Source organism: Brevibacillus soli (assembly GCF_044759095.2).
GTDB lineage: Bacteria > Bacillota > Bacilli > Brevibacillales > Brevibacillaceae > JBIYSM02.
In genome coordinates this window covers 13,388-26,057 of sequence record NZ_JBIYSM020000050.1, presented here as the reverse complement: position 1 = coordinate 26,057, position 12,670 = coordinate 13,388, and the positions used below count along the sequence as shown (strand labels likewise).

At 54.5% G+C, this 12,670-nt stretch carries 17 protein-coding genes and 1 pseudogene; 16 read left to right on the top strand and 2 right to left on the bottom strand.

Annotated elements, in window-relative coordinates; translation table 11 throughout:
- The first annotated feature begins 328 nt into the window (after positions 1-328).
- The 10 genes from ACE99V_RS17610 to ACE99V_RS17565 all read left to right on the top strand — a co-directional run bounded on the left by ACE99V_RS17610 (position 329) and on the right by ACE99V_RS17565 (position 8,259).
- A complete protein-coding gene (locus ACE99V_RS17610) occupies positions 329-769 on the top strand; it encodes a hypothetical protein (RefSeq protein ID WP_400492544.1) in 441 nt (146 codons plus the stop codon).
- Positions 770-772: 3 nt separating this feature from the next.
- Complete coding sequence (alr, locus tag ACE99V_RS17605; protein WP_400492543.1) at positions 773-1,963, top strand: alanine racemase; 1,191 nt, start codon at positions 773-775, stop codon at positions 1,961-1,963.
- Between the two features lie 200 nt (positions 1,964-2,163).
- Positions 2,164-2,463: a CopG family ribbon-helix-helix protein gene (locus ACE99V_RS17600; RefSeq protein WP_400492546.1), complete on the top strand. Its 300-nt coding sequence runs from the start codon at positions 2,164-2,166 to the stop codon at positions 2,461-2,463.
- Between the two features lie 3 nt (positions 2,464-2,466).
- The gene (locus ACE99V_RS17595) at positions 2,467-2,817 is read left to right on the top strand and encodes a type II toxin-antitoxin system PemK/MazF family toxin (RefSeq protein ID WP_005830205.1); all 351 of its coding nucleotides are present in this window, start codon (positions 2,467-2,469) and stop codon (positions 2,815-2,817) included.
- 178 nt (positions 2,818-2,995) lie between these two features.
- Complete coding sequence (locus tag ACE99V_RS17590) at positions 2,996-3,427, top strand: anti-sigma regulatory factor (protein WP_400492542.1); 432 nt, start codon at positions 2,996-2,998, stop codon at positions 3,425-3,427.
- A complete protein-coding gene (locus ACE99V_RS17585) occupies positions 3,424-4,431 on the top strand; it encodes a PP2C family protein-serine/threonine phosphatase (protein ID WP_400492541.1) in 1,008 nt (335 codons plus the stop codon). Before ACE99V_RS17590 ends, ACE99V_RS17585 begins: the two co-directional genes overlap by 4 nt.
- A 16-nt stretch (positions 4,432-4,447) precedes the next feature.
- Positions 4,448-4,774: an anti-sigma factor antagonist gene (locus ACE99V_RS17580; RefSeq protein WP_400492540.1), complete on the top strand. Its 327-nt coding sequence runs from the start codon at positions 4,448-4,450 to the stop codon at positions 4,772-4,774.
- Entirely contained in the window at positions 4,774-5,259 is a 486-nt protein-coding gene (rsbW, locus tag ACE99V_RS17575) for an anti-sigma B factor RsbW (RefSeq protein WP_400492539.1), read from the top strand. The genes ACE99V_RS17580 and rsbW overlap by 1 nt, the downstream gene beginning before the upstream one ends.
- Positions 5,228-6,010: an RNA polymerase sigma factor SigB gene (gene sigB, locus ACE99V_RS17570; protein ID WP_400492538.1), complete on the top strand. Its 783-nt coding sequence runs from the start codon at positions 5,228-5,230 to the stop codon at positions 6,008-6,010. Before rsbW ends, sigB begins: the two co-directional genes overlap by 32 nt.
- 89 nt (positions 6,011-6,099) lie before the next feature.
- Positions 6,100-8,259: a Tex family protein gene (locus tag ACE99V_RS17565; protein ID WP_400492537.1), complete on the top strand. Its 2,160-nt coding sequence runs from the start codon at positions 6,100-6,102 to the stop codon at positions 8,257-8,259.
- A gap of 53 nt (positions 8,260-8,312) precedes the next feature.
- Here ACE99V_RS17565 and cmpA read toward each other — a convergent pair whose 3' ends face one another.
- Positions 8,313-8,438 (bottom strand): cortex morphogenetic protein CmpA, encoded by a 126-nt coding sequence (cmpA, locus tag ACE99V_RS17560; protein WP_400492536.1) that lies wholly within the window; start codon positions 8,436-8,438, stop codon positions 8,313-8,315.
- Positions 8,439-8,528: 90 nt separating this feature from the next.
- Complete coding sequence (locus ACE99V_RS17555) at positions 8,529-8,864, bottom strand: hydrolase/acyltransferase (protein ID WP_400492535.1); 336 nt, start codon at positions 8,862-8,864, stop codon at positions 8,529-8,531.
- Positions 8,865-8,977: 113 nt separating this feature from the next.
- Between ACE99V_RS17555 and ACE99V_RS17550 the strand changes: the two genes are divergently transcribed.
- The 6 genes and pseudogenes from ACE99V_RS17550 to ACE99V_RS17525 form a co-directional block, all read left to right on the top strand.
- Positions 8,978-9,448 carry a SprT family protein gene (locus ACE99V_RS17550; protein ID WP_400492534.1) on the top strand — a complete coding sequence of 157 codons (471 nt, stop codon included), beginning with the start codon at positions 8,978-8,980 and terminating at the stop codon, positions 9,446-9,448.
- Positions 9,449-9,534: 86 nt separating this feature from the next.
- Positions 9,535-10,545, top strand: coding sequence for a thiamine-phosphate kinase (gene thiL, locus ACE99V_RS17545; RefSeq protein ID WP_400492533.1), 1,011 nt, complete (start codon positions 9,535-9,537; stop codon positions 10,543-10,545).
- Between the two features lie 88 nt (positions 10,546-10,633).
- Positions 10,634-11,110 (top strand): tRNA (adenosine(37)-N6)-threonylcarbamoyltransferase complex ATPase subunit type 1 TsaE, encoded by a 477-nt coding sequence (gene tsaE / locus ACE99V_RS17540; RefSeq protein WP_400492532.1) that lies wholly within the window; start codon positions 10,634-10,636, stop codon positions 11,108-11,110.
- Complete coding sequence (tsaB, locus tag ACE99V_RS17535; RefSeq protein ID WP_400492531.1) at positions 11,091-11,816, top strand: tRNA (adenosine(37)-N6)-threonylcarbamoyltransferase complex dimerization subunit type 1 TsaB; 726 nt, start codon at positions 11,091-11,093, stop codon at positions 11,814-11,816. The genes tsaE and tsaB overlap by 20 nt, the downstream gene beginning before the upstream one ends.
- Positions 11,817-11,829: 13 nt before the next feature.
- Positions 11,830-12,294 carry a ribosomal protein S18-alanine N-acetyltransferase gene (gene rimI, locus ACE99V_RS17530; RefSeq protein WP_400492529.1) on the top strand — a complete coding sequence of 155 codons (465 nt, stop codon included), beginning with the start codon at positions 11,830-11,832 and terminating at the stop codon, positions 12,292-12,294.
- A pseudogene (locus tag ACE99V_RS17525) lies at positions 12,284-12,670 on the top strand (tRNA (adenosine(37)-N6)-threonylcarbamoyltransferase complex transferase subunit TsaD); the annotation flags it as partial. The gene rimI and the pseudogene ACE99V_RS17525, both read left to right, overlap by 11 nt.

Here is a 12,670-nt window from a genome sequence, read left to right as displayed (position 1 = left end):
TTCGGAATCTGGGCTCATAACCTCAGAAGAGCAGCCCAAATGGCCAAATAAGCAACGATTAACGGATACAGTTACACAGTAGCCCCCTGAGATTCACCACAATGAGATGCTTCTGCCAAAAAACGATTTTTTCAGGAGTAACTAGCTAACGCCGAGTGGGTCGAGGATAGCTCATGCCGGGTGGGTTTTCTTATGCCCCTCACCAGTTGGGCGGTTCCCTTTCTTTCTCTCTATTGCGGTATCGGCAGAGGCACGCTCTGCGAATTGACACGCGGCACCAAAAAGCGATAAAGTCAGAGTAACTATGCGATGAGGTGACGAGGAGTCAATGAAGAAAGAGTCTGATGAAATCTTGTATCAGGAGGAGTCGCGTTACTCTGACCTTCTCTTGCGAAAAAATTTCCGCATGCGCATTCTGGAGTCCGTGGTGTTCGTCGTGGGGATGCTGCTCGCTTCCCAATTCTTCACCACGCAATCCGACACATTTAAGGTGATTGCCTTCGCCATCGCCATCGCCGTCGTCGGACTGGCTCCCTTTGTATACAAATGGGTGTTGCGTCCACAGTACAAACTGACCAAAACCCATCTGATCATCTCCATGGGCGGCAAGGAGGCCCGCTACCCGTTGAGCGAGGTGGAGCCGATTTTTGAAGGGCGTCATTTCTACCGTCTGAGCGGCAAACGGGAAGCACTCATGGTTTCGCGTGTATTTTTGGCGCGCCTCAATGAACGATTGTTTACCTTGAAAAAATTGGGCAAGAGGAGATAAAACATGAAGGCTTTTTGTCGTGACACATGGGTCGAGGTAGACTTGGATGCCATCGGAAAAAACGTTCAAACGTTTCGGCGGCATATTCCCGCAAAAACGGGCATCATGGCCGTGGTCAAAGCGGACGGATACGGACACGGCGCAGTTCAGGTAGGCCGTGAAGCGCTGCGCTGCGGGGCAGATTCACTCGCGGTCGCGATGCTGGACGAAGCGGTTTTGCTGCGCAAGGCGGGAATTACTGCTCCTGTTCTGGTGCTTGGATACACACCGGTTGACTGTGTCGAGCAGGCTGTGCAGTGGAACATTGAATTGACCGCCTACCACTCCGAATGGGTGGAGCAGGCGACCCGACTGTTGCTTGACAAATGTCCGAACGCCCGGCCCATCGGGATCCACATCAAAACGGATACGGGGATGGGCCGTTTGGGAGTACGTTCCACCGAAGAACTTTTGGCAATTGTCGAACGATTGGAGCGAAGTCCGATGCTTCAATGGACCGGAATCTTCACGCACTTTGCCTGCGCCGATGAAGCTGACACGACTCACGTTGTTCAGCAGCATCAGCAGTTCCAATCGTATTTGCAGGCGCTGCAAGACGCCGGCAAGACTCTTCCGAAAGTCCACTGCTGCAATACAGCGGCCTCCATCGCCTTTCCACAATGGGGGTATGATACGATTCGTTTGGGCATAGGCTTATACGGATTATATCCTTCTTCCTACATGAGAGAACGGGCTGATGTTCCGCTTGTCCCGGCCCTTTCGCTCAAAACGCGAATTGCTCACGTGAAAACAGCCAAGGAACCGTTTACAGTAAGTTACGGGGCGACGTATACGGCTCAACCTGAAGAACAGATTGCGACGCTGCCGATCGGGTATGCCGACGGTTTTTCCCGGCTGCTCTCCAATCGGGGCTTTGCTCTGCACGGTGGGGAAAGGGCAGCCATCGTAGGGAGGGTCTGTATGGATCAGATCATGGTCAGAATCGGCAGCGGATCAGCCCAAGTAGGCGACGAGGTGGTGTTGTACGGCAAACAGGGGGACGAGGAGATCTCGTTGGACGAAGTAGCCGAACGGATCGGCACGATCAATTACGAGATCCCGTGCATGCTGAATTACCGCATTCCGCGCGTCTACCTTCGAGGGCGACAAGTGGTAGAGGTCTTTCACCCGCTCACGATGAAAAGCGAAATGTAAACAACTAACAATGGCTTGCAGCAGGAATTGCGCGAAGAACAGCGAATTATAGTAGGGCGCAAAATGTGCTTTTTTTCTCCTGACCCTAACCGGGCAGGTATATTTTTGTAAATGGTTCGACATAATGGTATTGTTAATAGGGTGTTGATTTGAACACTCTGCACCGGATTGCGGTTAACAATGCTACGGAAGTTACGGTCATGGTTGGAGGTGGATTTGTCTTGTCTAAGTCAAATACGAAACGCATCATGATCAGCTTGCCACAACACCTGCTGCAGGAAGTGGACGGCGTCATTCAAAAGGAGAATTCCAATCGAAGTGAATTTATTCGCCAGGCCATGCATTTGTATCTGAAAGAGCGGAAAAAACGCGTGATACGGGAAACCATGCAAAAGGGTTACATGGAAATGGCGAAAATCAACTTGAATATGGCATCGGAGGCATTCGGCGCAGAAGAAGAGGCTGACCTTACCCTTGACCGCTTAGTTAGCGGGGTGTAACGCGTGATTGTCAAACGTGGCGATGTGTTTTTCGCGGACCTTTCACCGGTTGTGGGCTCCGAACAAGGGGGCGTTCGACCAGTATTAGTCATTCAAAACGATATTGGCAATCGATTCAGTCCGACGGTCATCGTCGCTGCCATTACAGCACAGATTCAGAAGGCGAAACTGCCGACGCATGTGGAAATAGACGCAAAAACTTATGGATTTGATCGTGACTCCGTTATCCTTTTGGAACAAATTCGAACCATTGACAAGCAGCGTTTAACGGATAAAATCACTCATCTTGATGACGAGATGATGGATCGGGTCAATGAATCCCTCCAGATCAGTCTGGGACTTATTGACTTCTAAATCAATACGAAAAAAGCCACTTGATTTTCAAGTGGTTTTTTGCTTTTTCCCAGAAAGCAGGAATTGAAAGGTCCCCCATCGAATGTAATGATGAGATAAAAAAAGACAAATTTAGACAGTTTACGCATATTGCACTCAACTGGCAATGAGTGGGAAATACTGAAGGGAGTCTCCAGTTGTGACAGAATCTAATCCGGAACGAATTCCTATTCAAGCAGAGGAAGATATCGTGCTTGCCAGACACTTGGGTCGAAATTTGTCGAAATGGATAGGGTTCGGTACGATCATGCAGTCCAGAATTGCCACATCCATCTCCGAGCTGGCCCGGAATATTTTTCTCTACGCCGGAGAGGGAACCATCACCATTGACAAGGTGGAACGGGACGGGCGGACGGGACTTTATGTTGTCGCAGAAGACCGGGGACCCGGCATACCCGACATGCGCAGGGCAATGGAAGATGGCTTTTCCACTTCGGGCGCTCTGGGTGCGGGACTACCCGGCGTAAAGCGGATGATGGATGAATTTTTGCTGGAAAGCGTACCGGGGAAGGGAACGCGGGTGGAGATCATAAAATGGCTGGACGACGCTGAAGGGGAGGCGCGGAAGTGAACCATCATCAGGTCATGGAACAGTACGCCCGGATTTTACAAGCGTATCTGGCCAAAAAAGGCGAAGACCAGCTATACGTCGCTCAACAGTTGAGCAAGTGGTTGCTCGTGCAGAATTTTTCGCCTGAAGAGGTTGTGGATATGCACGTAAGGGCGCTGGAGGAGTGTGGCGAACTTCCGGACTTCATTCGCGAAACCTTTCATATTTTGACGGAAGTGATGATTGAATACGGCAATGCTTACAGGGCGATCGGCAGTCTGCGCAGCAAGCAGCAGCAGATGGAATCGGAGCTCGAAGTGGCCGCCGCCATGCAGCAGACGCTGCTTCCCAGGCAGATCCCCGCATTCCCTGAAGTGGAAATCGGCCTCGTGAGTGTTCCCGCCAAGCAAATGAGCGGCGACTACTACAACTTCGTTCAGCACGATGCCGATACGTTCAGTGTGGCCATTGCCGACATTACCGGAAAAGGGATCCCGGCGGCGATGTGCATGTCGATGATCAAGTACGCCATGGACAGTTATGACGAGACCAAGGTTGCTCCGGCTTCCATGCTATTGCACTTGAACCGGGTGGCGGAGCGAAACATGGACCCCAGCATGTTTGTCACCATGGTGTACGGCCGTTACAACGTCTCTTCCCATCGCTTTCGCTATGCAGTGGCGGGGCACGAGCCCGGCTTTTGTTACCGATCGGCAGAGGACTGTTTTTATGAGCTGGAGGGACAGGGAGCAGCGCTGGGAGTTCTGGAGGAACCCGGTTTCCGGGAGTACGAGATCGCGCTCGAGCCGGGAGATTGCTTGATCTTGCTGACAGATGGTGTAACAGATCGGAAAAACGGCCGATATTACATACAACAGGAAGAGTTTCTCTCCTATCTTCATTCCGGAGTGGGATCCTCTGCGCAGGAGATGGCCGATCATCTCTACCGCAGGCTCTTGCTCCTCTCCAATTTTGAACTGACAGACGATTACACCATGGTCGTACTCCGGCGATTATCTGGATGACGGGAGGGACTTCACGATGAATGTAACGATTCGGACGGTTAGTCACGGCGGCGAACATACGTTGTATGTAACCGGAGAAATTGACGCCTATACGGGGCCGAAGCTGAAGGAGCAGCTGCTCTCTCTTGTGGGACAGCCTGACGCCAAAAGCGTGACGGTAGATCTCCAGGGAGTGGAGTACATTGACAGCACGGGAATCGGTATCTTTGTCGGAGCCTGTAAGACCAGCAGGAAGACCGGCTGCCAGCTGAATATACAAAATGCTGCACCGCGGGTGGAACGATTGTTTCAGATCACTGGACTGCATGAAATAATGGGTTCCTCTAAAGGAGAGAAAGTGTGATGGTTGACATTTCGGACGCCGATGTCATCGAATTGACGCTGCCCGCCCGCGTGGAGTACATCGGCATTGCCCGCTTGACCGTGTCTGGAATTGCCCACCGTCTCGGGCTCTCGTACGACGAAATGGAGGACCTCAAGCTGGCAGTGGGAGAAGCGTGCACAAATGCGGTTCAGCATGCGTACGACGACGCGCAAGGAAAGCTGCGGATCTCCTGCAGGCTGCATCCGGATCGCATCGTCATTGAAGTAGCCGATCAGGGCAAGGGCTTTTCCTATGCCAGTTTGAAAGAGAAGATCGGTCCAATTGACACCAGCCTGGACCTGGAAGACGTATCGGAAGGCGGATTGGGTCTCTACCTCATTCACTCGCTGATGGATGAGGTGGAAGTTCACGTGGAAGCAGGTGTTGTGATTTCCATGACCAAATACCTGCGACGGGACGAGGTGGCTAGCGATGACCGGACAAGCCCACAGACAGAGGCCTAGCCGAGAAGAACTGCTGCAGCTCATCCACCAGTTTCAACAGACAGAAGACGAGATTTTGCAGGAGAGGTTGACGAAGTTCTATTCGCCATTGGTCGAGACCCTGGCCAGTAAATTTGCCCGTGGACAGGTTCTCCGCGAGGATCTGGTGCAGGTGGGGATGATTGGCCTGCTGGCGTCGTTCAAGCGCTATGACGTCTCGTTCGGACGGACGTTTGAGAGCTTTGCCGTCCCCACGATCGTCGGCGAGATCAAAAGATACATACGGGATAAGACGTGGAGTATACATGTTCCGCGCAGAATCAAGGAGTTGCATCCACGAATCAAGCGGGCGGTTGACGAATTGACCGCTCACCTGCAGCGCTCTCCGCAGATTGCGGAGCTTGCCGGCTATCTCGGCGTCAGTGAAGAAGAGGTACTGGAAACCCTGGAAATGGGACGAAACTACCACTCGCTTTCCATCGACAGTGAACTGGAGGCGGACAGCGAAGGCAACACGGTTACCCTGCTGGATTTGGTAGGCAGTGAAGAAGAAGGTTATCGCCAGGTGGAACAGCATTTGATGCTGGACCACGCCCTGCATGTTCTGGATTCACGCGAAAAGGAAATCATATATCTTACCTTTTATGAAAATTTGAGTCAAAAGCAGGCGGGCGACTTGATGGGATTGTCACAGATGCATGTTTCCCGCCTGCAGCGCAGGGCTCTGGACAAGCTGCGGCAAGCGCTGCGGCTGGAGCAGGGGAAGCGATGAAATGATAACGAACGGGGGTACTTCGGCACCTCCTTTTTTGGTGCTTGTGGTACAATAATCGGCGAAAAACGAAGTGCAGGAGGAAGCGGATGGACCTAACTTTGATGACCCAGACAATCGCAAGGGAGATTGACGTCAAGCCCCACCAGGTACAGCAGACGATCACACTCCTGGATGAAGGAAACACCGTACCGTTCATTGCCCGTTACCGGAAGGAAATGACCGGTCAGCTGGACGAGACACAAATCCGTTCCATTGAAGAGCGCGTGCGCTATCTGCGAAACCTGGCTGTTCGCAAAGAAGAAGTGCTGCGTCTGATTGACGAACAAGGGAAGCTGACGGACGAACTGAAAGCGGCGATCGAGCGCGCAGTCAAGCTGCAGGAAGTGGAAGATTTGTACCGTCCGTACCGTCAAAAGCGGCGTACCCGTGCAACGATGGCAAAGGAAAAGGGATTGGAGCCGCTGGCCGTCTATCTCCTTGACCTGCCTGTCAAAGGGGATCCGCATGAAGCGGCGGCAGCCTATGTCGACGCGGAAAAAGGCGTGGGGACAGTGGAAGAGGCGCTGCAGGGGGCGATGGACATCATTGCCGAGCAGGTATCGGATGATGCGGATATCCGAAAATGGATTCGCGAGCGCACTTTTCAAAAGGGAATGCTGGTCACTGAGCAAAAGGAAGCGGAAGCGGACGAAAAAAACGTGTACCAAATGTACTACCAATACAGCGAACCGTTGAAGCGAGTGGTGCCGCACCGGGTATTGGCGATCAACCGCGGGGAGAAGGAAGGCATCCTGAAAGTGACGATCGAAGCCCCCATCGAGGAGATTCGCACGTTTTTGCAAAAGCGGATCATTACCCGGGAGACAGTGGCCCGCGCCGTTCTCGAAGCAGCCCTGGAGGACAGCTACAAGCGCCTGATCGCCCCGTCCATTGAACGCGAAGTGCGGTCAGAGCTGACCGAGGCGGCGGAGGAGCGGGCCATTCACATTTTTGCAGAAAACCTGCGCAATCTGCTGCTTCAGCCTCCGGTCAAAGGCAAGGTAGTGCTGGGCGTCGACCCCGCCTATCGAACCGGCTGCAAACTGGCTGTCGTCGACGAGACCGGAAAGTTACTGCAGGTCGCTGTCGTCTACCCGACGCCCCCGGCCAACAAGGTGAAGGAAGCAGCGGCGACGGTAAAAGAGCTGATTGCGAAATACGATGTCAATATCGTCGCAATCGGCAACGGCACGGCCTCTCGGGAAACGGAGCAGTTCATTGCCGACGTGTTGAAGGAAGTGAAGAAAGAGGTCTTTTACATCATTGTCAATGAGGCGGGCGCTTCCGTATACTCCGCGTCAGCCTTGGCGAAAGAGGAATTTCCGGAACTGGACGTGGCAGAGCGCAGCGCGGTGTCCATTGCCCGCCGCTTGCAGGATCCGCTGGCCGAGCTGGTCAAAATCGATCCCAAATCGGTCGGAGTGGGTCAGTACCAGCACGACGTATCGCAATCCCGTCTGGCGGAAAGCCTGCAGTTCGTCGTGCAGTCCGTGGTCAACCACGTCGGGGTGGACGTCAATACCGCTTCTCCTTCCCTGCTGCAGTACGTGTCAGGGATTAGCAAGCAGGTTGCGGGCAACATTGTGAAAATGCGGGACGAAATCGGCAAATTCGTGGATCGATCGCAGTTGAAAAAGGTACCGCGATTAGGCGCCAAGACGTATGAGCAGTGCATCGGCTTCCTGCGTGTGATGGATGGAGCCAATCCGCTGGACAAGACTCCGATTCACCCGGAGTCGTACCATGCGACGCACAAGCTGCTGGAGATGATCGGAGTGGAACCGGCGGAAATCGGCAGCGAGACTTGCAGGGAACGCCTGCAGCGGCTCGATGTTCCGGCAACCGCGAGGCAGTTGGAGATTGGGGAACCGACGCTTGTCGACATCATGGAAAGTCTGCTGCGCCCGGGACGCGACCCGCGTGATGAACTGCCCAAGCCTCTTTTGCACAAGGATGTGCTGCAGCTTTCAGACCTGAGCAAGGGTATGAAGCTTCAGGGTACGGTCCGCAATGTGGTTGACTTCGGCGCATTTGTCGACATCGGTTTGAAAAACGACGGGCTTGTACACATATCACAGCTCCGAAAAGGTTTTGTCAAACACCCGTTGGACGTGGTGACGGTAGGAGACATTGTGGACGTGTGGGTACTGGAGATAGATGAAAAGCGTCAGCGGGTGGGATTGACCATGATCCCGCCGGGAGAGTAACCGGTTAGAAAAGACGACGGCTATGTTTGGCCTCCAACGGAAAAGCGGCCATCCTATTCCTGAGGACGGCCGCCGTGTTTTTCAAGGTATAAGAACCAACAGCTGTTCAATAAACGAATTTGTCTGACATCCTTCCCGTAGAAGGCACGCTGCAGTTGTTTACGCATCCACTGGGGCATGAAGGTACCTCCTGCTGTCATACGTCTACAGCCAATGTATGCCCGACGGACCCAGGAGGTACCTATCTTTGTGGATTTTTGCAGATGTTTTTATTCGTCTTCCTTTAAAAACTCCAATTGGGCCTGCAGCGCGCGGATTTCCGTCAAAAGCGAAATCAGCGGGTAAACGTCTTCCTGTAACCGGGAGAAGCGCTGCTCCAACTCACTGACGTACGACAAGCCCTCCTCTACTTGATGGTCGCCGGAAAGCAGGTCAAGATCGGAGCACTCGGCCAGCACGGTCGGCAGCTCAGGCCGCTCGTCGATCGTCAGTTTGTCGATTTCCTTGTGCAGGCGCTTCAGGAGAGCAACCAACTGGTACATATACGCTTCAGGCATGACGACAAATCGCAGCCCGTTTGTTTCCTGCAGCATCAGATAACGCATAAGATCCTCCGCCAAAATGTACTTTTTCACCGACAAGTGTAGCCTATTTTTCTAGCAGATTTCAACCTATACTGTTATCGTAGTGGTGATCAAAGCAGAGTAGGAGGCCGGAGATGACGGATCAAGAGTTGCAGCAGCTGGTGGAAACCATTTCGTTACAGTTTTTTTCCAAGCCGTTCCGCCATCGAGCCCGGTTCAACAGCCGGCTGCGAACAACCGGGGGGCGCTACCTGCTGCGCACGCACGACATCGAGTTGAATCCCCGCCACTTCGAAGAGCACGGGGAAGCAGAACTGATCGCGATTATCAAACATGAGCTGTGCCACTACCATCTTCATCTGGAGAAGCGGGGGTACAAGCACAGCGACCGGGAGTTCAAAGAGCTGCTTCGCGAGGTGGGAGGAAGCCGATACTGTCGCCAGGTAACCGGGGGCAGGGTTACGCTGCCGTACAGATACGAGCTGGTCTGTGTGCAATGCGGGATGAACTACAAGCGAAAGCGAAAGATGAATCCTGCCCGATACCGCTGCGGCCGCTGCGGCGGTAAGCTGAAGCTCAAACAGATGGCCGGACCTGCTGGTTAGACAATGCGTGCCGCTTTCCTTGCGCGCCTTTGTAAGCCAACGGTATAATGAATTCACGATGCGACTGAAAGGCAGGCGTAAAAGTGGTGGCAAGCGATGAATTTTCCCTGATTCGAAGCTGGACGAGCCGTTCTCAGGGACAGGAAGGTGACGGCTTGACGGTGGGAATCGGAGATGACGCCGCCGTTTTTTCCGTTTCCGCTGAAATGGAAGTAGTCGTTTGCTGCGACGCGATGGTCGAAACGGTCCACTTTTTACGGGAGACGATGAAGCCGGAGGACATTGGCTACAAAGCCGTCATCAGCAACATCAGCGACGTTGCCGCAATGGGCGGTATTGCCCGTTATGCGCTGGTATCCATCGCCGTCCCGCCAAAGTGGTCGGAGGGAGAATGCGAAGCCGTTTACAAGGGAATCTACGAGGCGTGCGAAGCTTACGGGATTCGTTTGATCGGAGGCGACACGGTATCCGCTCCGGACGCTCTTCACCTGTCTGTCACCCTCCTGGGCGAAGTGGAAAGGGGCAAGGCGCTCCGCCGGACTGCGGCACGGCCGGGACAGCTCGTTTTTGTCACCGGACACCTGGGAGGATCGGCTGCGGGGTTGCATGTGCTGTTGGACAATAGAGACGCTGGAGCAGGCGTCAGCGAAGAATGGCGCCCTCTGGTAACCATGCACCAGCGTCCCTCTGCCCAAATAACGGCGGGCCGGCTCCTGCTGGCTGCCGGGGGTACCGGAGCACTAAACGACGTCAGTGATGGACTGGCATCCGAGCTGTGGGAAATTGCCGAAGCGAGCGGCGTAACCCTGGTTATTAAGGCTTCTGCCATCCCCATTGCCGAGGCCACGAGGAAGTATGGGGAAAAGGTTGGGAAGGACCCGCTCCACTGGGCTCTGTTCGGCGGCGAGGACTACCAGTTGGTGGGGACGGTAGATGAGGCCGTGAGCGAGTCGCTGGCGCTGCGTTTTGCGGACAGCGGCGTTCCCTTTACCGTCATCGGCCGGGTGGAGGAAGGCAAACCGTTCGTGTGGATGCATACGGATCAGGAACGAGTTCCTTTACATAAAGCAGGTTTTAATCATTTTCAACGGCGATAAGGGATCGGAAGCACCCTGCGGGCACCTGGATGTGGCTTCGCAGGGAAGCGAAATCGATGCAGTTTCGCCACGAAGAAGGAGAGTAAGCATGGCGAAGGAATACCGATGGAGATTGCCAAATGTGGAAGAGACGCAGCGCTTTGCCGAGCAGTTGGCTTCCTTCCTGCAGCCGGGCGACTTTCTTTCACTGGAAGGAAATCTGGGGGCAGGCAAGACCACCTTCACCCAGGGGCTGGCCCGAGGTCTGGGGGTTAAGGCGGTTGTCAACAGTCCCACGTTCACCATCATCAAGGAGTATCAAGGGCGTCTTCCCCTCTACCATATGGACGTTTATCGAGTGGGGGACGACGTGGACTCGCTTGGTCTTGACGAGTACTTTTACGGAGACGGCGTATGTGTCGTGGAATGGGCATCGCTGATCGAGGATGTGCTGCCGGAAGAAAGGCTGACGGTCGTGCTGCAGCCGACAGACGACGGTGGCCGTGAATGCCGATTGGTGCCAATGGGCAGCCGCTACGTCAATTTGTGTGAGGAGTTTGATTTTGATGCGCGTTCTGGCGATTGACACGTCCAACCTGGTCCTGAGTGTTGCGGTAGTGGACGAGAACCGGGTGCTCGCGGAGATGACAACCAACCTGCAAAAAAACCACTCTGTTCGCTTGATGGATTGCATCTCGCTGCTGTTGGATGAAACGGACACGTCACCCGAACAGTTGAACGGCATCGGAGTGGCCAAGGGACCGGGCTCCTACACCGGGGTGCGGATCGGAGTGGCTGCGGCCAAAAGCATGGCCTGGTCGCTAGGCATTCCTGCTGTCGGGGTTTCCAGTCTTCAGGCAGTGGCGATGAATGCGCTGGGGTTTTCGGGCGGAATCATTCCCCTGTTTGACGCAAGACGCGGTCAGGTTTATACCGGCTACTACCAGACGGAAGGACTTCGTTCCGTACAGGAACACATGGGAGAGCGAATCGTTTTGCTCCGGGACTGGCTCCCGATGATTCGCGAACAGGCGGGCGGCCAGCCGCTGTTGTTCCTCGGTGACGACGTGGCCCTGCACCGGAGTGTGATTGCCGAAACACTGGGGGAACAGGCGAGGTTTACCCTGCCATCCTTCAATCATCCGCGTGCGGCCCATATCGGCTTTCTGGCGATTGAGTGCATTCGGGATGGCGGCAGTGCGCACGAGCTGGTTCCGGAATATCTGCAGGTGGCGGAAGCGGAAGCCAAATGGATGGCACAAACGAAACGGGATGCCGGCAGCGAAGAGTAAAAGGGGACGGAACATGGAAGAACGGGATTCGCTTTCATTTCGCTTTATGACGCTCGACGACGTGGATGCGGTGTATGAGTTGGAGCAGCTTTCCTTCACCACTCCATGGCCGAGGGATGCGTTTGTCAACGAGCTGACCATCAATCAAAATGCCCGTTACGTCGTTGCAATCGAGGGAGACCGAGTCGTCGCCTACTGCGGGATGTGGATCGTCCTGGACGAGGCGCATATCACCAATATAGCGGTGCATCCCGACTGCCGCGGCAGGAAGATCGGCGAGCGGCTGATGCGGCAGATGATGGGGCTGGCCTACCTGCTCGGAGCAAGAAGCATGACGCTGGAAGTGCGGCCGTCCAATACCATCGCCCGCAGCATGTACGCGAAGCTTGGCTTCGCGGAGCACGGGCGGCGGAAACACTACTATTCCGACAACAATGAAGACGCCATCATAATGTGGGTGACATTACATGAACAATAAACGCAGTTCTCGCTACCAACAGCGCGTTCAGCAAGCCTACCAACTGCATAGGGAATCGGGCAGGCCGACATACATTCTGGGGATCGAAACCAGCTGCGACGAAACTTCGGCGGCGGTTGTCCAGGACGGGCTTGTGGTGCTTTCCAACATCATCGCTTCCCAGGCTGACATCCACAAGCGCTTCGGCGGCGTGGTACCCGAAGTGGCTTCCCGCCGTCATGTGGAAAACATTACGCTGACGATCGAAGAGGCGCTTGGCGAAGCAGGCAAGACGCTGGACGAGATCGATGGGATCGCGGTTACATACGGCCCCGGTCTGGTCGGAGCCCTGCTCGTTGGAGTGGCGGCGGCGAAGGCCATTTCGTTTGCAAAGGGA